This window comes from Paenibacillus sp. JJ1722 (genome assembly GCF_048282685.1).
Lineage (GTDB): Bacteria > Bacillota > Bacilli > Paenibacillales > Paenibacillaceae > Paenibacillus > Paenibacillus polymyxa_B.
Window position 1 is genome coordinate 5,959,600 of record NZ_CP182500.1, and the last position, 20,373, is coordinate 5,979,972.

Here is a 20,373-nt window from a genome sequence, read left to right on the forward strand (position 1 = left end):
GGTGAAATCGTTGTTCAAAATCCTACTAATTGAAGATGATGAAACTTTGTTCCATGAAATGAAGGATCGGTTAACTCAATGGAACTATGATGTGTATGGCATCCAGGATTTTAATAAAGTCATTCAGGAATTCACAACGATAAAGCCTGACCTGGTCGTGATAGATATTCAATTGCCGAAATTTGATGGGTTTCATTGGTGTCGAATGATTCGATCCCACTCTAACGTGCCCATTCTTTTCTTATCATCACGGGATCATCCTACGGATATGGTGATGTCGATGCAGCTTGGCGCGGATGATTTTATCCAAAAACCGTTTCATTTTGATGTACTCATTGCAAAATTACAGGCGACACTCCGCCGCGTATATAATTACAATACAGAACCTGTCTCTCTGAGAACATGGCGTGGAGCGACGGTCGATTATGAAAAAAATGTAGTAGCCAATGAGGCTGACTCCATCGAATTAACCAAGAACGAGATTTTTATTTTGAAGCTGCTGATCGAACAAAAAAATAAAATTGTCGCACGAGAGGAATTAATTAAAAGCCTCTGGGATGATGAACGTTTTGTCAGCGACAATACCCTGACCGTCAACTTGAACCGCCTGCGTAAAAAATTAGACGAGCTGGATTTGGGCCGTTTCATTGAAACGAAAGTCGGGCAAGGCTATATGGCTACAGAAGAGGCACCTGCCTATGATTAAAAAATATCTTATAGAGAGGCGGAGCTGGATTCTACTGTTTGTGTGTCAGCAATTCCTGATCCTGTTCATTGCTTATGTGGATGCAGCAATTCCGTTAATGCCGATTCTTTATATCGTCTTCTTATCTATGATGATTTTCTTGGTTTTTTTAATCATTCGCTATCCCAAGGAAACCAAATTCTATACCACACTAGAAGAATGGGAGAGCCCTCTTGAACTAACGGGTATAGGCGAACCGGAGAGTCCGTTTGAGCAAATCATTGAACAAAAAATCACTGACCAGACCGTACGGTTACAACAGATCATCTCGCAAAATCAATTGACACTTGAACATGAAAAAGATGAATTATTATCCTGGATTCATGAGGTAAAAACACCTTTGACCACCATGCATTTGATGATTGAGCGGTTGGACGATAAGCCCCTAAAAGCTCAGTTAACCTATGAATGGCTACGAATTCACTTACTGCTGGATCAACAGCTCCATCACAAACGCATATCCTTTATTGAAAATGATCTGTATGTCGAGCAAGTGGATTTAAAATCTCTTGTTTTTAAAGAGATCAAAGCACTACAGTCATGGTGCATCCAAAAAGGGATCGGTTTTGACATCCAATTGGAGCACATGGAAGTGCTGAGTGATGCCAAATGGCTGGCTTTTATCATCAGACAGCTCTTAACCAATGCCATCAAATATAGCGATGCCAGTGATATTATCATTCACAGCTATGTACAAAGGGATCGAATACAGCTTGAGGTCCAAGACTTTGGGCGCGGTATTGATCCGAAGGATATACCCCGTATTTTCGAGAAAGGTTTTACCTCCACAACCCAACATTCTGATCATACTTCAACGGGTATGGGGTTATATTTAACGAAAAAGGCAGCACAGTCCTTGCTCATACATATAGATATGCACTCCAAACCGAACGTGGGTACAACCTTCACTTTAATTTTCCCCAAACGAAATGATTTCGTGAGCATGGTGAGCATGTGACAGAGATGTCACATGCTTTTATGTATTGTTCGCCCAATCAAAGGAAAAACATCGGCTCTATTTTTATAATAAGGCTACAAGAACAATAAGGAGTGCATCGAAGTGAATATTTTAGAAGCCCATAAAATTCATAAAAGCTACGGTAATAAGTTAAATATGCAGGAGGTTTTGAAGGGAATAGATATCGTCATTGAAGAAGGGGAATTTGTCAGTATTATGGGAGCCTCCGGTTCAGGTAAAACCACACTGCTGAATGTTCTTTCCTCCATTGATAAAGTGAGCCAAGGCTCCATTAAAATCAATGATATCGAAATGACGAAAATGAAAGAAAAGCAACTGGCTGAATTTCGCAAAAAGCATTTAGGCTTTATTTTTCAAGAGTATAATCTGCTGGATACGCTAACCGTGAAGGAGAATATTCTCTTACCCTTATCCATCACCAAAACGCCTAAAAAAGAAGCCAACCAAAAATTTCAGGAAGTAGCTACAGAACTGGGAATTTATGAGCTCAAGGACAAATACCCCAATGAAATCTCGGGTGGACAGAAGCAGCGTACATCTGCGGCCAGAGCGTTTATTCATGAGCCCAGTATTATTTTTGCCGATGAACCAACGGGTGCGCTAGATTCCAAATCGGCTTCCGATTTACTAAATAAGCTGGGCCAGTTAAATCAAAAACGCAAGGCCACCATTATTATGGTCACGCATGATCCTGTCGCAGCCAGTCATTGCAGTCGAGTCATTTTTATTAAAGATGGGCAAATGTATACGCAGCTTCACAAAGGCGAGCAGGAAAGACAAAGCTTTTTCCAGGATATCATGAAAACCCAAGGGGTCTTAGGCGGGGTCCAATATGAACATTAATCTGCTCATTCTAAAAAATTTGAAGAAAAACCTGAAAAATTATTACCTTTATGTTTTTGCTCTCATTTTCAGTGTTGCGCTCTATTTCGCTTTCGTCACATTACAATACGATCCCTCCATGGACGAAGTGAAGGGTTCTGTTAAAGGTGCAGCTTCCATACGGGCAGCATCCGTTTTACTGGTCGCCATTGTCTGCATCTTCCTTTTGTATGCTAATAATATCTTTATAAAAAGACGCAGCAAAGAAATTGGCCTATTTCAATTGATCGGAATGACTAAAAATAAAATTTTTCGCATCCTGAGTGCTGAAAACTTAATTCTATACTTCAGTTCACTATTCATCGGAATTGGGGTTGGATTTTCCTTTTCCAAATTAGTGATCATGATTTTATTTAAGACGACGGGCGTCGAAGCCATTGCCACTTTATATTTCTCTAACCAAGCACTGACTCAAACACTCATCGTTTTTGGTATCATCTACCTATTGATCATGCTCATGAATTATTCTTTTATCAAAAGACAGAGTATTTTGTCTTTGTTCAGAGTATCCTCAACCACCGAAGGGAAAATCAAGAAAATAACGATCTATGAGATGATCATCGGGATCATTGGAGTTTCATTCATCGCTCTAGGATACTATGTTTCTTCCAAATTGTTTGGTGGAGACTTTACATCCATGAATGAGTTATTTATGGCTATGGTGTTTATTTTGGGCTCTGTCATCATCGGAACACTCCTTTTTTATAAAGGATCTATCTGCTTTATTTCCAATATCATCAGAAAAAGTAAAGGCGGCTATTTGAACATTAATGAGGTGCTATCTCTCTCATCCATTATGTTCCGCATGAAATCCAATGCTTTGTTGTTGACCATTATTACAACAGTATCAGCACTTGCCATCGGTTTACTTTCCTTAAGCTATATCGCCTATTATTCTGCGGATCAAGCAGCTGAGGACAATGTGCCTTCCCATTTTGCAATGACGAATGTACTGGATGCGGAGAAATTCAAAACGTTACTTCAGGAGCATGACATAAAGTATCGTGAAAAGAAAATTGAAGTTATTCAAGTCAGCGTGAACACAGCGCAAATTATGGACACTCCTCTGGAAGGATTAAATATCGGTGCGAATTCCATGACGTTGCCTGTCATAAGCGATCAATCTGTGAAGGGTACGGATGTATCTCCAGGCCAAACGATTTTAACAGGCTATAATGATTTGTTACAGAAATTCATGTCCTTGAAAAACTCAGGTCCATTGGATTTGAAGGGAAATAAGGAAGTCATACACCAACAATATGTGGGTCTAAAAAAGGAGTACGTGATTCCCTACTATTTCACAGCCGGTGGATTACCCACTGTCATTGTAGACGAAACTATCTTTGAGCGGTTAAAGAAAGATGCAAATCCTGAGATTCAAAAGAAATCATCCTTATATATTGGAATTGATATGATAAATGCAGAACAGATCAAAGAAGCCGATCGTCTCTTTGCAGCTGCGAATTTTAATGATCAACAAACATCACGCCTTGAAATGAGCAGCAATCAGAAGCGGAACATGGGAGTGATCATGTTTGTAGTTGGCTTTTTAGGACTGACCTTTCTCATTACATCAGGCTGCATCCTTTATTTTAAGCAAATGGATGAGAGCGAAGACGAAAAAGCCAATTACACCGTGTTAAGAAAGTTAGGGTTCACCCAAAATGACCTGCTTAGAGGCATTAAAATAAAACAACTCTTTAACTTCGGCATTCCACTAGTAATTGGCCTTTCACACAGCTATTTTGCCGTTCAATCCGGCTGGTTCTTGTTTGGAACTGAAATTTGGATGCCTATGATCATCGTTATGGTACTGTACACCGCCTTATATTCCATTTTCGGGATACTATCCATCCTGTATTATAAAAAGGTCATTAAATCAGCATTGTAATCGGCAAAAAGCAAAAAAAAGCCCCAGGCGAAAGCGCTGGGGCTTTTCCAAATATTTGAGCATTTTCGTTCCTATGTGTACAATAAAATAACTATCATCGTAACCCCAAAGGGGGAGAGCTTATTTTATTATTAATCATCAATGGCATCGGCATCGTAGCCAATATCATACTCGGTTCCTCTGTAGGCGTGGCTATTATCGTAGGAATCGTCTTTTTCCTGATTGGCTTGCCTGAGTTTAAAAGATCGCCGAAACTCACGAAAAAGGCTAAAAAAGATATCACCTATATTATGTCAACCCTATTAACTCTCCTTATATTCGTAGTTATTGTTTCTTGGAATCTCCATACTTCAGGTGACCTGTTTCTTGAAGATCCGCTAACACCGCAAATGAAGTTTCACTGGGGACAAAAGGTGTTGCTGCTAGGGTTACTGGAGGGCTTATGGGCTGTCATCAGCCTAAAATGGCTGTTGCCTATCTTTTTTGATCCGCTGGATCTCAGTAAGAAGCAAATCCTTGTTTTAGTAAGCGGGATTGTATTTAGTGTGGTTTCAGGTATTTATGCCCTGCTTGAAGCAAGTTAAAAAGTCTCGCTCTTCTCTGTTAAGGACAGGAAGAGCGAGACTTTTTTATTAATGGTTCCCCTCTACAGAGGCTAGAATGCTTAACGCAAAGGTTCAAACCCCTCTGCTTGCTTGAGAATCCGCTCAATTTCCGCGCATGTCTCCGGTTGCAGCGTCACTTCGACTGCTTTTACATTTTCTTCGATTTGTGCCGGTTTAGTGGCCCCAATGAGTGCAGCGCTGATACCCGGTTCTCTCAGAATCCAGGCAAGCGCGAGCTGTGACAGGGTAATACCCAAATCCTTCGCCAGCTTATCCAGCTCCTGGACACAGTTTAGAACGGTATCGTTCATGTAACTGCTGATGACATTATTGACAGAGGCATCAGCCCCGCGGCTGCCCGTCGGTAAAGGTTGTCCAGGCTTGTATTTACCCGTGAGGATACCTTGGGCCAGAGGCGAAAATACAATTTGGCCGATACCTACCTGCCCGGATACGGGAAGTACCTCATGTTCGATATAACGTTCGAACATATTATAGATTGGCTGATTGGCAATCAGTGGCCGCAAATTCAGCCTTTTTCCAATCCCATAGGCATCCGTGAGCTGGGCAGCACTCCATTCACTGACAGCAGCGTACAGAATCTTACCCTGAGCCTGAAGGTCATCAAGCGCTCGCAGCGTCTCTTCCAAAGGAGTACCCGAATCATAACGATGACAGAAGTACATGTCGATATAATCCGTGCCAAGACGCTTCAGACTCGCTTCACATTGCTCCATAATGTGCTTGCGTGACAGTCCCCTGTCATTGGGACCAGAATCCATAGGGAAGTACACCTTGGTAGATAACACATAGCTCTCTCTTCGATAAGGCTTCAAGGCAGCTCCCATAGCCTTCTCGCCTTCTCCCCGGTTATACGCGTTCGCGGTATCAAAGAAATTAATCCCGAGTTCAAAGGCTTTGGCAATACAGGTATGAGCTGCTTCCTGCTCGGCAGCTGTACCGTACGTTAACCAGCTACCCAGACCGATTTCACTAATTTTAAGACCACTGTTGCCTACATTTCTATATTTCATATCTACTCCTTCTTTCATAAGAAGATCATATTTTTGTATTTTAACATGTAAACCCTTTCATTAAAATCATTGATAAAGGACTCATGGAGTTATATGAAGGATATCTACCACCCTGACTGTTAGGGTGGTAGATGCTTATAGCCTCACAATCTCAAATCATATTTACTTGCTTCCTACAGGAAAAAGCGCATCATATGCAGGACAAGGCAGTTTGTCGAGAAACTCCTGAAGCTGCTTCGGTTTATTTTTGTAAATATCCTTTAAGGATGTTCCATTATAAATATTGCCGATGACCACAGGATGGCATAGCTCACAAATCAGGATGTCCCCGTTCCCGTGAAGATGGAGCTGTTTTTTACCGTCAACACAGTTGGAAAAATAAACACCAGGCTGTTCCTTGAAGCCCAGCGCTTCTGCAAAACGGTCCATACAGGTGAAATACAACACAGTATCATCTTTCTTATGTGCAATCAGGTCATGAACGGAACGAACGAGCGCTTCCTTGGTGGAAATAGCATTCCAGTTCGTATGATCCATCACAATGCTGTTTTGGATTTCATGGATGCGCACACCGAGTTCATATACCTTTTCGCTAATCGCTGGCATGTTGTTCTGCGTCTCCGCAAACAGCAACGTCTCCAGCACCGTTTCCAGCTTGGCTTCGGTACATAATCGGATATTTTGAACGATTTTCTCATACATGCGAGGATGAACATGATAATAGGTTGCATATTTATCGGCATCCGTGAAGTTGAAAGAAATATGAATGTTGGAAAGTCCTGCATCACGTAGTTTCTCAATTCGTTCAGGGCTGAGCAAGCTGGCATTGGTATTGAGCTGCGTAGCGATGCCCTTGCTTGAGCAGTGAGCCACAATGTCCAGACAATCCTCATACTTCAAGGTCACTTCTCCCCCGGACAGTCGCACACGTTTTAACGTTGGAATGTCATCAATAATATCAATGACCTCTTTGCTGCTAATGCATTGCCCATCGTTCCGCTGATACGCGCAGCAGTAATCACACTTGAAGTTGCAATTAGAGGTGACCCCGACTTCCAGTCCCTCCAGCTCGTAGATGCCCGGCTTTTCCAGTTCAAGTGCTTTATATTTGTTGTCTATACTCACTTTCTCATGATCCTCCCGATCTCAGGCTTATGTCTTGAATTCCCTTGAGATTATACAGAATAGGAGCGGTTTGTAGATATGACATTGGTAACGGTGGGTGCAAACAGATACAACAGCGGTAGCGACCTTGAAATTCGCTTATCAGCGCTGAAAAATTAATTTGACAAGTACTACCTAACTTTAGTAAATTCATATTAGTTAAGCCCTTAACTACATTTATGGTGGTGATCGTTTGAAAGACCTACAGGATTACGTACTTGATTTGCCGCTGCATTCTCTGGTTTTCTTTTCACTGGTGGAAACGACAGCCGGATTAGTTGATGTCTCAGAAAAATACTGGCATTCGAAGGGAACCAATGGAGCCAGAATTCGAATTCTGGTTGAAATCATGAAGGAAGGAGGTACAATTCTCCCATCTGTGCTCGCCCAAAGGATCGGTGTCACCAAATCAAATATTAGCCTGCTGCTCACCCCGCTCGAAAACGAAGGATTCATTCGCCGGGAAGGCCATCCCATGGACGGTAGAAAATCGGTAATTTCTATAACAAGCGAAGGGCAAAGCCTTCTGCTGCGTAATTTACCCGAAAACCGGCAGAGGATTGCGGAAAAAATGCAGGTGTTGAATGATCAGGAATTGAAGCAGCTCCTTTCCCTGCTCAACAAATTAAAGAGGACGTAACGGCTTTTCTACTCAATTGGTTAAGTCCTAAACTAAAATCCCATTTGTATAAAAAGGATGATATTCCATGTCGATCGTTATTACTGGAGCCAATGGTCAATTGGGGAGCCTAATCATACAACAGCTCCTTCAAAAAGTCTCACCTCATGAAATTACCACTTGTGTTCGCCACCTTGAAACCGGAAAACACTATGAGGCACAGGGAATTACAGTACGATTAGGTGACTACGATCAACCCGATTCGCTTGAGCAAGCATTCGCGGGTGCTTCCCAACTGTTGTTGATTTCAAGTTCACATCCCGACGATACGATTCGTATTCGTCAACATACTCATATCATAGAAGTAGCTAAAAAATGTAAAGTAGAACACATTTTATACACCAGCTTTGCCTTTTCTGAAGCCAGCTCTATCCCCCTCTCCAATCTGCATTTGGCTACAGAACACGCCATTTGCACCACCGGAATTCCTTACACTTTTCTACGGAATTCATTATATACCGATTTTGTCAAAACTCTCGACCTGAACGCCGCCATAGCGAAGGGCGCACTCGATATTTACCCTGGAGAGTGGAAATTTAACACCGTCACGCGTTGGGATCTTGCCAGAGGGATCGCAGCAGTGCTATCCGACCCAGACCGCCATAAGAACAAGAAATATGAATTTGTCTCCTCCAGTCCCTGGACCTTTTCAGATTTAACAGCAGCTTTGACCGAGCTTACAGGCAGATCCGTCTCCCTCCGTCAAGACCCCCAAATCAAAAATTGGATATTTGGGTTTTTGGGCAAAATAGATACGCGCTCCACGTCGGATGAATTGGAACAGTTGATCAGTGGTCCGCTCACTTCACTGAAAGAAAGCATCCGGCCCTTTATCTCCACATGAAAAACAACGCTAAAAATTCTTGCCAACACCCACTCCATAAATTGTGAGCGATATGTGAACTGGGCATACTTCTCATTCCCAAATCCATACTGAATATATCTGTTGGTAATGGAGGCGGGAATTGTGGATAAAAGGATGAATCTGCTTATGTTCAGCGGCGATTATGATAAGGCAATGGCTGGACTGATTCTGGCAAATACAGCGCGGGAATTGGACGTGGACGTGACGATGTTTTTTGCGTTCTGGGGACTATTTCTGGTTCGTGATCCTGACAAGATGACGTTTGAGGACAAGACGATTTATGAAAAAATCATGGGCTGGATGACTCCAAAAGGACCCGAAGAGTTGCCATTATCCAAAATGAATTTTAGCGGCCTTGGCAAGCTGATGCTGACGGAAATGATCGAAGATAACGAAGCCCCGAAGCTCATTCATTTCTTGAAAGGAGCACGGAAGAAAAATGTGAAATTTTATGCTTGTAAGCTATCGGTCGATATTATGGGCTTTAAACCGGAAGAATTTATACCTGAACTGGAAATTATCGAGGCCAAAACGTATTTAAAAGATGCGCTCGAATCCGATATGCAGTTGTTTATATAAGATAAACTTGCGCCTTATCCGGCTGTTGGATGAGGCCTTTATTGTGACTAAATGATGACACTCGCCTATTTTTTTTAACCTATTCGGGCCTACCTACGTACCCTAAGAAGACAGAACGACTTGGGAGGCGCCGTATGCTCATGGCTCGAATTGGAAGCAGTAATTGTAGGTATCAGCCTTCTAACGAGGCTTATTTCCAAAGGTATCGTGAAAGTACAATCGGATATCACCAGACCTTTGAATCTCCATATGGGCAAAAAAAGCTGATTTATGCGGATTGGGCAGCCAGCGGCCGTCTGTATGGACCCATCGAGTCGAAAATAGCTAATGAATTAGGCCCTTTTGTGGCGAACACGCATACGGAGTCTAATTTGACAGGAACTCTGATGACCCAAGCCTATGAAGAAGCGAAACAAATCATTAAAAGCCACGTTCATGCCAATGAACATGATATCATCCTGTTTGCCGGGTCCGGTATGACAGGTGCAGTGAATAAGCTTCAGCGACTGCTAGGATTGAAAATACATGAAAAATTAAAGCCCCTCTACCCCATCGCCGAAAAAGAACGTCCCGTTATTTTCGTTACACACATGGAGCACCACTCCAATCATATTTCCTGGGCAGAAACCATTGGAGACGTTGTGTGTCTTCCTCCGGGTCCCGGCGGAATTGTCGATCCAACTCATCTCGAACGACTGCTGCTTCAATTCCAGCATCGCCCTATCAAAATCGGCGCCTTTACCGCTTGCTCCAATGTTACAGGGTTCGAAGTGCCGATTTACCAGCTAGCCCGCAAAATGCACGAACATGGTGGCGTTTGTTTCGTTGATTTTTCGGCAAGCGCACCTTACGCCGAGATCAACATGCACCGTACAGATCCCCTTGAGAAACTGGACGGGATTGTATTTTCACCCCACAAATTTCTTGGGGGACCCGGTACAAGCGGCGTTTTAATTATGGATTCGAGGCTGTGCCTCCATTGTGCTCCAGATCAGCCCGGAGGGGGCACAGTTAACTGGACCAATCCTTGGGGTGGATACGAGTATAAAGATAATATTGAAGCCCGTGAGGATGGAGGGACGCCTGCCTTTCTACAAGCCACTCGAACCGCGCTCTGCATTCGGCTAAAAGAACAGATGGGACAGAAGCGTCTGTTGGAGCGCAAAAAGGAACTGACATCTCTATTACTAAAGAGCTTGAGTACCATACCAGGGCTACACATTTTAGGAGGAGGCAGCCAAGAACGATTGGGAATCGTTTCTTTCGTTGTCGGCCATATTCACTATAACCTGATTGTGAAACTATTGAATGATCGGTTTGGCATTCAGGTCCGGGGCGGATGCTCTTGTGCAGGCCCCTACGGACATTATTTGCTGGGCATCGACCAGCAAACATCTAAACAAATGACAGACCTGATCCATGCGGGAGACTTATCTCGAAAACCGGGCTGGGTGCGTCTGTCGCTCCATCCCATGATGACGAATCAGGAAGTCTCCTATATCGCCTCTTCCATACGGGCAATCGTGGAAAACATCATGACCTGGCAAAAAGATTATACCTATCAACCAGAATCAAACGAATGGCGATCTATGCATGAACATCACAAAATAGACATCAGCAAATGGTTCAATTTCAGCGATTAAGAGACTCCTATCCGTTCCCTTCTTTCAAAATTCTCATAGGATACACTGTAAATTACTATATGAGGAAAGAAGTGACGACAATGGGGCTCAATTTTCGCAACAGTACTAGTGCAGCTATCTTTGTAGTCTTTGCCTACCCGGACTTCAGCTGTACTCCTGTTAACTACTCTAAAGCAGGCTGGTACCGTGTTAACCCCGGACAGACTATTCAGGTTTGGAGCGGCTTCGCAGGAGGTAATACGTTCTTTTATTACGCTGAAGATGATTTTGGACGCGAATGGCGGGGTTCATATTTCACTCAAGTTCCTGAAAATGCCTTCAATTGGTGCTGGGATACAGGCTGTACCACTTGTAGAAGCGTGGGACTGCGGAGAATCGCAGTTAGTCCGTTCGTCTTGGACTACACCATCAACTTTGTAACGAGCAGCAGTCAAAGAAAACCTGCATCATCCACACTCCGCATGACATTGCCTTCCAAAGCAACCCAAGAGAAACCTATTTTGCGCAGAGTTCCTGCAACACCTAAGAGACTAAAACAAGGCAAAACTTTATTGCAAAAACGTATTGCGCATAAAAAACGGACCAAATAAAAAATGATCTGATCAGCTCGCATATAGTTTTTTAGAACCCAAAAAAGGAGCGACCTCACCCCCATGGCCTGCTCCTTTCTCTTTTATCTATGAGGTAACCGCTTATTTACTCTCGGATTCCCACTTGGATATCTCTTTACGAACCCGTGGTGCTACCTCTGTTCCCAATAGCTCAATAGCTCTCATGACATCATCATGCGGCATCGTACCGACGGGCACGTGCAACAAAAAACGTGTAATGCCTACCTGTTTACGCAGATGAATGATTTTCTTGGCAACCGTATCGGGATCGCCTACATACAACGCTCCTTCAAAGCTGCGTGCGGCATCGAAGCTGGAACGAGTGTAAGGGCCCCAACCACGTTCACGCCCAAGCACATTCATGCTCTGCTGAGTGGAAGGGAAGAACTTATCCGCTGCCAGCTCAGTAGTCTCTGCGATAAAACCATGCGAGTGTGATGCAACCGGAAGCAGCGATGCATCATGACCAGCATGCCTAGCGGCTTTTTTATACAGTTCCACCAACGGGGCAAACTGTACAGGGCTACCCCCAATAATCGCCAGAACCAGCGGCAACCCGAGCAAGCCTGCACGAACCACAGATTCCTGATTGCCCCCACTCCCAATCCATACGGGCAAAGGATTTTGAACTGGACGCGGATACACACCCAAATTGTTGATTGCCGGCCGATGTCCGCCTTTCCAGGTAACTTTCTCGGATTCTCGTATTTTCAATAACAGCTCCAGCTTTTCATCGAATAATTCATCGTAGTTATCCAAATCATACCCAAATAACGGAAACGATTCGATAAAAGAGCCCCGGCCTGCCATAATCTCAGCTCGTCCATTCGAAATACCGTCCAGTGTAGCAAAATCTTGAAACACACGTACGGGATCATCCGATGAAAGCACCGTAACTGCACTGGTTAACCGAATTCGTTGGGTCTGTGCTGCTGCAGCAGCGAGGATAACAGCCGGAGCAGATGCCGCATAATCTTTACGATGATGCTCCCCCACGCCGTACACATCCAGCCCTACCTGATCTGCAAGCACAATCTCCTCGACCACTTCACGTATTCGTTGTGCATGACTGATAACCTCACCCGTTTGGGTATCCGGCGTTGTTTCTACAAATGTGCTTATACCTATCTCCACTTGTTCTCCCCCCTATTTTCATGCCTCATTCTCATACGACTGCTTTCGAAGCCAATCATTTTAAAAACCGATATCTTTATATTGAACCTTTTTCACATCTTTTTCAAGCTCTCCTTTTTTGAGTCTGAAAACCAGCCAAGGGAAGTGTCCAGATTCGCCGCAGGAAAAGAAGTCTCTTTGTCGAATATTTTATGGAATAAAGAAGATTCCCATCCCCACAACATGAATACAACAAGGAGGCACATACATTTATGGCTTTTGTCATTAACAATTTAAAGGATAACAGCAATGTTGCCATGACTGACCAATTAGGTGGATTTACGGTACTAGAATACATAACAGATTTGAGTTCTACCTCGGTTATGGCTGCGAAAGACAATTACTATATGAGCAAAAGTAATATGCGCCGCAAACAGCTCATGATCGAAATCAACAATAGCGAGATTATGATGAAGGCGGGAGCCATGCAATATACTGTGGGTAGCATGGAAATGACTACTGGTGTAAAAGGCGTTGGAGGCTTAATGCGAAACTTGGTGTCCGGTGCTGTAACGGGAACAGGTGCCATTAAACCACACTATAGAGGCACGGGTACCATTATGCTGGAGCCTACTTACCAATATATTTGGCTTATTGATGTCGACAATGATGATATTGCCATCGAAGACGGCTTGTTTTTGGCTTGTGACACGACGCTGGACATTTCCGTCGTTGCACGTAGTAATCTTTCCTCTGCTGCACTGGGTGGAGAAGGGTTATTTAATTTAAGCGCCCGCGGAAAAGGAGTTCTGGCACTTCAAGCTCCAATCCCTTCTGAGGAAGCGGTCGTTATAGAATTGCAAAATGATGTGCTGAAGGTGGATGGTAACTTTGCCCTCATGTGGTCCAATACCTTACAGTTCACCGTCGAAAAATCCGGGAAAACCAAAATGGGCTCGGCTGCTTCCGGCGAAGGGCTGGTAAATGTGTACAGGGGAACGGGAACCGTATGGTTAGCACCATTGTAAATAAAAAAGGAGAAGCCCTCGGCTTCTCCTTTCTTACATTTTAATTCTTTTTTACAAACTCCGATTTTAGCTTCATTGCTCCAAAACCATCAATTTTGCAGTCAATATCGTGATCGCCATCCACCAGACGGATGTTTTTTACTTTGGTGCCGATTTTCAAGACGGATGAGCTTCCCTTCACTTTAAGGTCTTTAATGACAGTTACAGAGTCACCATCCTGCAGGATGTTACCATTCGCATCTTTAACAACCTTTACGTCTTCACTGCTTGCTTCTGACTCGGTAGACCACTCATGAGCGCATTCCGGGCAAATGAAAAGACTGCGATCCTCATAAGTGTACTCTGAATTACATTCAGGACAATTTGGTAAATTAGACATGGTATTATGTACTCCATTCATTTTCAAATTCTACTGCTATGCTAAGCTTCCTTGATAGACCAAGCTTGCTCCAAGTCTTCCTTGGAGTTCCCTACAAGTATATTGGATAATCCGTCACGATTCCACTCATCGATGAAACTAATCTGAGTATTGTTGTATCTTATATGTAAGCGTTCTGTCTGCTGAAAATGCCGAGAGGTAAACATGTAATTAAAAAGGATGCTGTCTTCCTAGGCAGCATCCTTTTTTACGGCACGTTTATTATGCTTGGGTTTGCTTGATCAGTTCACTAATTCCTTGACTAAGCGGCGTAAGGGGGCGTTTCAACAGCTTCTCGAAGTCGTTGCTTACGACATCCAAGGCTCCTTCACGAATTGCTTGTTGAATACCGACCACAATAGGGATGGCACCTTCCGGGACTCCCGCACCGAGCATAACCTCGGCATACGTAGCATCATCCACCTGCTGTACAGGAACGTCTTTGCCCAGAACCTCAGCAAGTACCGCTGCAAACTCTTCTTGGGTAATCGGCTTACCGGAGAGCTCGTATATTGTATTCTCATGCCCTTCGCCAGACAAAACGGTTGCAGCTGCTTGCGCATAATCTGCGCGGGTAGCCCAACCTACTTTACCGGACCCTGCCGAGGTTAGCCAAGGAGCCCCCGCGAGTACGGATTGGATCGTGCCTGCCTCATTCTCCAGATACCAATTATTACGCAAGAAGGAGTAAGGAATACCTGACTCTCGAATGAACTCCTCCGTGATACGATGTACGGGCGCAAGGAATAGAGTGCTGTCAGCGGCATTGGCAGCGCTAGTATAAACGATGAAGCCTACTCCAGCACGCACAGCAGCATCAACAGCTGCTTTATGCTGACGGATTCTAGTATCATTATCCCCGTCTGCGGATATAATCAGCAGTCGATCTACTCCAGCAAACGCCTGATCCAGCGTCTCCGGTTTATCAAAATCGCCATGACGAACGTCAACACCACGAGACCGTAAGTTCTCTGCTTTTTCTGGATTTCTTACGCTAACAATAAGATCGTTTGCGGAGACAGATGTAAGCAACGTATCTACCACGATGGAACCCAGTTGCCCCGTTGCTCCTGTTAATGCAATTTTCATATGAAATCCTCCATTCAAATTGTATTCACTTTTATATAGTAACTAAAAATATAACACATGTCTAATCTAGAGTCTAAAGGTCTGCTTTTCGGGTAAGAGTTGGTAACCCAGACTTTCCCCAGAGAAAGGAACATGTATATGAAGAAAGCTATGATTATTGTAAATCCCTCTTCCGGCAAAGAGGAATCCCTCCAACATGTCAGAAGCGTAGAAGAAATTCTACGTGATCAAGGATACGTTGTTACGGTTAAAGAGACGGCAAAGGAACTGGACGCCACTCGTTTTTGCGTCAATGCGTGTGAGGAAGCTTGTGACCTAGTCGTTTCCATCGGCGGGGATGGCACACTTCACGAAACAATCAACGGTTTCATTGATCAAGACCATCGTCCAAGACTGGGTGTCATTCCCCTGGGGACAGTCAATGATTTTGCCCGTGCCTTGCAAATTCCGCTAAGTCCCGAGCTGGCGATCCGTACACTGACTTCTACCCGCGTGAAAAACGTAGATATGGGTCTCTTAAACGGCCGAATGTTTGCCAATGTTGTTGCCACAGGTTCGCTTGCTGAATCGCTATCAGCTGTATCATCAGACGATAAATCCATGTTTGGCACGTTTGCCTACTTCAAAGAAGGCATGAAAGAGCTTATCAGCCATCCTGCCCACTCACTTATCGTCCGCTACGATGACAATATCTGGGAAGGAAAATCCCCACTCTTTTTGGCTACTTTGACCAATTCAGTTGGCGGATTCGAGAAACTGGCGCCCGATGCGGCTGTTGACGATGGTCTGCTTCACTGCTTTATTTTCAAAAACCTCAATATATTGAACACCGTGACGGCCAGCATATCCTTATTTTTAGGCAACCTGAAGGATCATAGTGATATCGTTTACTTTACCGCAAAGCATGTAAGTGTCAGCTCTGCAGAACCGGTCAGTACGAATGTAGATGGTGAGGAAGGGCCGTCTTTGCCTATCGAGCTTGGTATTTTACCGCGTCATATTGAGGTAATTGTGCCGGAAGAGGTTTAAGTAATGCGGTGCTGATCCTCAAGCTTGAGGATCATACTCGCTCAATTTCCCCTCGTAGATCAAATGGAATCGATCACTTTGACGAAAATCGTCTGGCGTAACAAGAGCGGGCAACTTGTTCCATATTTTTATGCCGGATCGCTGTAAAATTTCCGCAACGAATTGCGAACAAAAATAAGAATTACTGAACTCAACTGGTTCTTTGAGTGCAATACCAATCAAACCCAGTAAGTTATACATATATTTTTGACGACTTCGGATAAATACATGTAAAACTCGCTTCATTTTTTCAACTTCACGGTCGGTTACTTGAAGCTCGTAGATAACACATGTTGTATTCGGAAATCTGCTGTATGTACCTGTCTTAATATCCTCTTTCACGAAACCACCATCCAGAGGGTTATTAGGGGTCTTTCTCCCGAAGCTGTATAACTCCGAAAGTTCCCGGTTGAAGGAAATGGAGGCGTGATTGTATGGCGCTCTCGTATAGCTTTTAATGACTCTCGTAAGAAACGTTCCCGTATTCGTAAGCAAGATAAAGACGGATTGATCTGCTACCATTTACGAAATTTCCCCTTATCAAGTTTGAATTATTCCTTCATAATAACATAGGAACCTTAATGGAATCCTATTTCGCGATAAGTTGGTGAGTGGTAATGGACAGTTCGCTATTAACGTTAATCCTTATTTTCGCAGCCTTATTGGTCATCCATCTGATTTATATAGTGGTAGTCAAAACACAGCCAGACAAAGACTATGCAGCTATTGGGCTTCGCATCAAGACATGGTGGGGTATGTTCTTTATCTTTTGCTTGGCAACTCTTTTCAATCCGATCGTCTCACTGCTTTCCTTGATGGCACTCACCTTTTTTGCGCTAAAAGAATACTTTTCCATGATTAGATCCAGAAAAGCTGATCGCAGATTGTTTCTATGGGCGTACTTAGCGATTCCCGTACAATTTTATTGGATTTATATCGGGTGGTACGGAATGTTTATTGTCTTTATCCCTATCTATGTATTCTTACTGCTACCGCTCCCGCGATTGATCAACAAAGGAACGGTTGGTTTTTTGCGCAGTGTCAGTTCGACCCAATGGGGGCTCATGCTGATGGTTTTCGGGTTGAGTCATCTGGCCTATTTTCAGTTTGCTACGCCGCAATACGGAGCAAAACTTGTACTTTTTCTAGTGGTACTGACGCAGCTCAATGATGTCGTACACTATCTAGCATCACTCTATTTCGGAAAGCGGAAAATCGTCCCGACATCCAATCCCAATATAACTTGGGAAGGCTTTGCATTCGCTTTTCCCGTAACCATAGCGGCTTCCTATCTTATCTATCCCTATCTGACGCCGTTTGACCTGAAATTTGGAATTATTTTCGGCATGCTGATCAGCTTGAGCGGTTTCTTCGGTAGCTTAACGGTTTCCGTGCTGAAGCGGGATTTATTAATCGGCGATGATGACAAGTTCGATGCTTTGAAAAAAAGCTATTTAAGTCGGGTGGATAGCTTGACCTACACCTCGCCCGTCTTTTTTCACGTAATCCGTTATTTTTTTGACTTTATGTAGCGATTACATGGCTCAAACCTAGATGATCATGGAACACAATATCTTGTTGTGAAAAAAGCAGCCTATCCTCACGGGGTTGTATTCCCGTCAGTACACTGTTGCTGTCCTATATCATCCTCCGTGAATCCTTCTCATTGGCTCATCTGGCTGGTGCAGGCTTTGTATTTCTCGGCATCATACTTATATCACGCGGTGAACGCCGCTGACTTACGCAAAGACCTTCTCAAGAAAAGAGGCTCCCGGCTGAAACTTCGGGAGCCTCTTTTTTTTGATTCAAGTTCTTATCGCTTGGAATTAATGCACCTGATCCAGCAATTGATATGCTTCTTCCTTCGTTTTAACCGCCAGGAGCGCTTCTCTGAAATGATCATCCATCAGCTTACGCGATAACATCTGCAGTACTTTCAGATGCGCATTTTCCTTGCTGTTGCGCGGTACGGCAATCATGAAGATCAGTTTTGCTTCACTTCCGTCTGCACTATTCCAGTCAACACCGCCCTGCTTGATGCCGAAGACCACGCTTGGCTTCAGGACCGCTTCCGATTTGCCATGAGGAATGGCAATATTCATTCCGATGCCTGTGGAGCCTTCTTCCTCTCTGGCTAATATCGCCTGTTTGAAATCACTGGCAGAGCTTACGGCTCCATTTCTCTCAAGTGCTCCGATCATTTCATCAACCACAGCATCTCGTGTCGTTCCTTCCAGATCCAAATTAATCAGATCCATCGTTACAATATCCGTCAGTTTCTCAATGTGAATCGCTTGTGGAGAAACGGCTGGCCCGTTATTTGTGACAGTTGTTGATGCAGATGACTCCGCAGCGGCCTTTGTAGTAATCGCAGATTGTCCAGCCCCTGCGGTGGAATGTCCAGGCATCGCTTCCCCAGCAGCATCCGAAGTTACAGTTGCTGCAATATCCTTTTTCAGCAAGCTTACCAGGACAACCGATACGGCTACGCCGACAATAACGGCGATGAAGAACATAAGCACATGGTCCACTGCACCAAGTACAGCTACAATCGGTCCACCGTGAGCTACCTTATCACCTACATTTCCCAACATGGCGATGACAGAGCCGACCATGGACCCTACCATGATACTGGGAATAACACGCAGTGGATCTTGCGCCGCGAATGGAATCGCACCTTCGGTAATACCGAACAAACCCATCGTGAATGTTGCCTTCCCAGCCTCGCGTTCTTCAGGTGCAAATTTACGTTTGTTGATCATCGCTGCAAGTCCCATCCCAATTGGCGGGATACAAATCGCAACGGCGATCGGGCCCATAATTTCATAATTCCCTTCGCCGATCATAGCCGAACCGAATAAGAAAGCGACTTTGTTCACAGGTCCACCCATATCGAAGGAGATCATCGCACCTAGAATCAATGCCAATAGAATTGAACTTGTACCTTGCATACCTGCAAGCCAACCTGTTAAAGCTTCAAACAATTGTGCGACTGGAGCACCAATCACAAAGACAAAGATTAATCCTACAATTAAAGATGCCAATACAGGGATAATTATAATAGGCATGATCGGCTGTAATGCTCGGCCAACTTTGATTTTCCGAATCCCAAGTGCAACATAACCGGCCAGGAAACCAGCGATAATGCCGCCGATAAATCCAGCCCCCGCCTCACTTCCATAAAAGCTGCCGTTCGCAGCAATGAATCCGCCAATCATACCTGGTGCAAGCCCCGGTCTATCCGCAATACTCATCGCGATAAATCCGGCGAGGATCGGTATCATAAAGGTAAACGAAGCTGAGCCGATATCCTGAACCGTCTTCCAGAATGAACCGTCCGGTATAACCAAACCGCCTGGAGTCTTCTCACCGCCAATCGTCAACGCAATGGCAATAAGCAATCCTCCAATGACGATGAAGGGTACCATATAGGATACACCGTTCATCAAGTGGCGGTAGATGGGATTTTGTTTCGGCTTGTTCTCCTGTGAGCTACTTTCGGCAGAACGCGACTCTGCCTGGTATACAGGCACATTCCCCTTCATCACCCGCTGGATCAATTCCTCCGGACGGCGAATCCCATCCTGTACGCCAACGACCAGCAGTTTTTTGCCGACGAAGCGGTCTTTAACTACCGTTTTATCCGCTGCAATAATAATGCCATCTGCCTCACGGATCTCCTGCTCGGTCAGTTGATTTTCGACTCCAATGGATCCTTGTGTCTCGACCTTCATCTCAATGCCCAGCTTTGCTGCTGCCTTTTGCAGATTCTCAGCTGCCATATACGTATGTGCAATTCCGTTAGGACATGAGGTAATCGCCAATATCTTCATAGTCATTCCCCTTCTCTCTGTTGTTTCCGCTTACATTGATAGTATAAACGCCTATCTTGCTGTTATCGGACGAACTTTTTACCGGAACTTTCGGAAAAACGGAATTATACCGGCAAAAAACAGGACTTATCTATAAGTCCTGTTCCA

General features: G+C 44.2%; 21 protein-coding genes. 14 read left to right on the forward strand and 7 right to left on the reverse strand.

Translation table 11 applies throughout. The annotated features are described in order from the left end of the window. The first annotated feature begins 10 nt into the window (after positions 1-10). The 5 genes from ACM1ND_RS26535 (at position 11) to ACM1ND_RS26555 (ending at position 5,081) form a co-directional block, all read left to right on the forward strand. Complete coding sequence (locus ACM1ND_RS26535) at positions 11-706, forward strand: response regulator transcription factor (protein WP_053326446.1); 696 nt, start codon at positions 11-13, stop codon at positions 704-706. Next, on the forward strand, positions 699-1,703 hold the full coding sequence (locus ACM1ND_RS26540; RefSeq protein ID WP_418026891.1) for a sensor histidine kinase: 1,005 nt from the start codon (positions 699-701) through the stop codon (positions 1,701-1,703). Before ACM1ND_RS26535 ends, ACM1ND_RS26540 begins: the two co-directional genes overlap by 8 nt. Before the next feature lie 102 nt (positions 1,704-1,805). Further along, a complete protein-coding gene (locus tag ACM1ND_RS26545; RefSeq protein ID WP_053326448.1) occupies positions 1,806-2,567 on the forward strand; it encodes an ABC transporter ATP-binding protein in 762 nt (253 codons plus the stop codon). Continuing rightward, positions 2,557-4,497 carry an FtsX-like permease family protein gene (locus ACM1ND_RS26550; protein WP_418026892.1) on the forward strand — a complete coding sequence of 647 codons (1,941 nt, stop codon included), beginning with the start codon at positions 2,557-2,559 and terminating at the stop codon, positions 4,495-4,497. Before ACM1ND_RS26545 ends, ACM1ND_RS26550 begins: the two co-directional genes overlap by 11 nt. Positions 4,498-4,685: 188 nt before the next feature. Further along, positions 4,686-5,081 carry a hypothetical protein gene (locus tag ACM1ND_RS26555; RefSeq protein ID WP_053326450.1) on the forward strand — a complete coding sequence of 132 codons (396 nt, stop codon included), beginning with the start codon at positions 4,686-4,688 and terminating at the stop codon, positions 5,079-5,081. A gap of 80 nt (positions 5,082-5,161) precedes the next feature. Here ACM1ND_RS26555 and ACM1ND_RS26560 read toward each other — a convergent pair whose 3' ends face one another. Together ACM1ND_RS26560 and ACM1ND_RS26565 are read right to left on the reverse strand one after the other, a co-directional pair. Continuing rightward, the gene (locus tag ACM1ND_RS26560) at positions 5,162-6,136 is read right to left on the reverse strand and encodes an aldo/keto reductase family protein (RefSeq protein ID WP_028540916.1); all 975 of its coding nucleotides are present in this window, start codon (positions 6,134-6,136) and stop codon (positions 5,162-5,164) included. A 162-nt stretch (positions 6,137-6,298) separates the two neighbouring features. Continuing rightward, positions 6,299-7,261 (reverse strand): radical SAM protein, encoded by a 963-nt coding sequence (locus tag ACM1ND_RS26565; RefSeq protein WP_028540917.1) that lies wholly within the window; start codon positions 7,259-7,261, stop codon positions 6,299-6,301. Between the two features lie 232 nt (positions 7,262-7,493). Here ACM1ND_RS26565 and ACM1ND_RS26570 point away from each other — a divergent pair, with 232 nt between their 5' ends. The 5 genes from ACM1ND_RS26570 to ACM1ND_RS26590 all read left to right on the forward strand — a co-directional run bounded on the left by ACM1ND_RS26570 (position 7,494) and on the right by ACM1ND_RS26590 (position 11,656). Then, positions 7,494-7,940: a MarR family winged helix-turn-helix transcriptional regulator gene (locus ACM1ND_RS26570; protein ID WP_076295181.1), complete on the forward strand. Its 447-nt coding sequence runs from the start codon at positions 7,494-7,496 to the stop codon at positions 7,938-7,940. A gap of 67 nt (positions 7,941-8,007) precedes the next feature. Further along, positions 8,008-8,823 (forward strand): NAD(P)H-binding protein, encoded by an 816-nt coding sequence (locus ACM1ND_RS26575; protein WP_341056944.1) that lies wholly within the window; start codon positions 8,008-8,010, stop codon positions 8,821-8,823. Between the two features lie 123 nt (positions 8,824-8,946). Further along, a complete protein-coding gene (locus tag ACM1ND_RS26580; protein ID WP_023991039.1) occupies positions 8,947-9,423 on the forward strand; it encodes a DsrE/DsrF/DrsH-like family protein in 477 nt (158 codons plus the stop codon). 134 nt (positions 9,424-9,557) lie between these two features. Beyond that, complete coding sequence (locus tag ACM1ND_RS26585) at positions 9,558-11,066, forward strand: aminotransferase class V-fold PLP-dependent enzyme (RefSeq protein WP_076156713.1); 1,509 nt, start codon at positions 9,558-9,560, stop codon at positions 11,064-11,066. An 80-nt stretch (positions 11,067-11,146) separates the two neighbouring features. Beyond that, positions 11,147-11,656, forward strand: coding sequence for a DUF1036 domain-containing protein (locus tag ACM1ND_RS26590; RefSeq protein ID WP_028540920.1), 510 nt, complete (start codon positions 11,147-11,149; stop codon positions 11,654-11,656). A 102-nt stretch (positions 11,657-11,758) separates the two neighbouring features. On the opposite strand, the gene ACM1ND_RS26595 is transcribed toward ACM1ND_RS26590, so the two are convergent. Then, the gene (locus tag ACM1ND_RS26595) at positions 11,759-12,811 is read right to left on the reverse strand and encodes an LLM class flavin-dependent oxidoreductase (protein WP_053326455.1); all 1,053 of its coding nucleotides are present in this window, start codon (positions 12,809-12,811) and stop codon (positions 11,759-11,761) included. Between the two features lie 251 nt (positions 12,812-13,062). Between ACM1ND_RS26595 and ACM1ND_RS26600 the strand changes: the two genes are divergently transcribed. Beyond that, complete coding sequence (locus ACM1ND_RS26600) at positions 13,063-13,818, forward strand: AIM24 family protein (RefSeq protein ID WP_028540921.1); 756 nt, start codon at positions 13,063-13,065, stop codon at positions 13,816-13,818. A gap of 40 nt (positions 13,819-13,858) precedes the next feature. Here the strand turns inward: ACM1ND_RS26600 and ACM1ND_RS26605 are convergent, their stop codons facing one another. Further along, positions 13,859-14,197, reverse strand: a complete 339-nt coding sequence (locus ACM1ND_RS26605) for a zinc ribbon domain-containing protein YjdM (RefSeq protein ID WP_013312677.1) — start codon at positions 14,195-14,197, stop codon at positions 13,859-13,861. A gap of 261 nt (positions 14,198-14,458) precedes the next feature. Beyond that, positions 14,459-15,325, reverse strand: a complete 867-nt coding sequence (locus ACM1ND_RS26610) for an SDR family oxidoreductase (RefSeq protein ID WP_023991044.1) — start codon at positions 15,323-15,325, stop codon at positions 14,459-14,461. A 138-nt stretch (positions 15,326-15,463) separates the two neighbouring features. Here ACM1ND_RS26610 and ACM1ND_RS26615 point away from each other — a divergent pair, with 138 nt between their 5' ends. After that, positions 15,464-16,354: a diacylglycerol/lipid kinase family protein gene (locus ACM1ND_RS26615; RefSeq protein WP_075155097.1), complete on the forward strand. Its 891-nt coding sequence runs from the start codon at positions 15,464-15,466 to the stop codon at positions 16,352-16,354. 18 nt (positions 16,355-16,372) lie between these two features. Here ACM1ND_RS26615 and ACM1ND_RS26620 read toward each other — a convergent pair whose 3' ends face one another. Next, positions 16,373-16,915: a hypothetical protein gene (locus ACM1ND_RS26620; protein ID WP_023991046.1), complete on the reverse strand. Its 543-nt coding sequence runs from the start codon at positions 16,913-16,915 to the stop codon at positions 16,373-16,375. Positions 16,916-17,010: 95 nt separating this feature from the next. Here ACM1ND_RS26620 and ACM1ND_RS26625 point away from each other — a divergent pair, with 95 nt between their 5' ends. Further along, positions 17,011-17,925: a phosphatidate cytidylyltransferase gene (locus tag ACM1ND_RS26625; RefSeq protein ID WP_025719205.1), complete on the forward strand. Its 915-nt coding sequence runs from the start codon at positions 17,011-17,013 to the stop codon at positions 17,923-17,925. 80 nt (positions 17,926-18,005) lie between these two features. Continuing rightward, positions 18,006-18,131, forward strand: coding sequence for an EamA family transporter (locus ACM1ND_RS26630; protein ID WP_256026489.1), 126 nt, complete (start codon positions 18,006-18,008; stop codon positions 18,129-18,131). Between the two features lie 88 nt (positions 18,132-18,219). Here the strand turns inward: ACM1ND_RS26630 and ACM1ND_RS26635 are convergent, their stop codons facing one another. Next, positions 18,220-20,226 carry a fructose-specific PTS transporter subunit EIIC gene (locus ACM1ND_RS26635; RefSeq protein ID WP_418026893.1) on the reverse strand — a complete coding sequence of 669 codons (2,007 nt, stop codon included), beginning with the start codon at positions 20,224-20,226 and terminating at the stop codon, positions 18,220-18,222. Between the last annotated feature and the right edge of the window lie 147 nt (positions 20,227-20,373).

Excerpts from the sequence above, each read along its gene's own strand:
- ACM1ND_RS26635 (WP_418026893.1), bottom strand. The coding sequence starts at position 20,226 with ATGAAGATATTGGCGATTACCTCATGTCCTAACGGAATTGCACATACG.
- ACM1ND_RS26610 (WP_023991044.1), bottom strand. The coding sequence starts at position 15,325 with ATGAAAATTGCATTAACAGGAGCAACGGGGCAACTGGGTTCCATCGTG.
- ACM1ND_RS26590 (WP_028540920.1), top strand. The coding sequence starts at position 11,147 with ATGGGGCTCAATTTTCGCAACAGTACTAGTGCAGCTATCTTTGTAGTC.
- ACM1ND_RS26575 (WP_341056944.1), top strand. The coding sequence starts at position 8,008 with ATGTCGATCGTTATTACTGGAGCCAATGGTCAATTGGGGAGCCTAATC.
- ACM1ND_RS26600 (WP_028540921.1), top strand. The coding sequence starts at position 13,063 with ATGGCTTTTGTCATTAACAATTTAAAGGATAACAGCAATGTTGCCATG.
- ACM1ND_RS26620 (WP_023991046.1), bottom strand. The coding sequence starts at position 16,915 with ATGGTAGCAGATCAATCCGTCTTTATCTTGCTTACGAATACGGGAACG.
- ACM1ND_RS26540 (WP_418026891.1), top strand. The coding sequence starts at position 699 with ATGATTAAAAAATATCTTATAGAGAGGCGGAGCTGGATTCTACTGTTT.
- ACM1ND_RS26605 (WP_013312677.1), bottom strand. The coding sequence starts at position 14,197 with ATGTCTAATTTACCAAATTGTCCTGAATGTAATTCAGAGTACACTTAT.
- ACM1ND_RS26585 (WP_076156713.1), top strand. The coding sequence starts at position 9,558 with ATGCTCATGGCTCGAATTGGAAGCAGTAATTGTAGGTATCAGCCTTCT.
- ACM1ND_RS26615 (WP_075155097.1), top strand. The coding sequence starts at position 15,464 with ATGAAGAAAGCTATGATTATTGTAAATCCCTCTTCCGGCAAAGAGGAA.
- ACM1ND_RS26625 (WP_025719205.1), top strand. The coding sequence starts at position 17,011 with ATGGACAGTTCGCTATTAACGTTAATCCTTATTTTCGCAGCCTTATTG.
- ACM1ND_RS26560 (WP_028540916.1), bottom strand. The coding sequence starts at position 6,136 with ATGAAATATAGAAATGTAGGCAACAGTGGTCTTAAAATTAGTGAAATC.
- ACM1ND_RS26550 (WP_418026892.1), top strand. The coding sequence starts at position 2,557 with ATGAACATTAATCTGCTCATTCTAAAAAATTTGAAGAAAAACCTGAAA.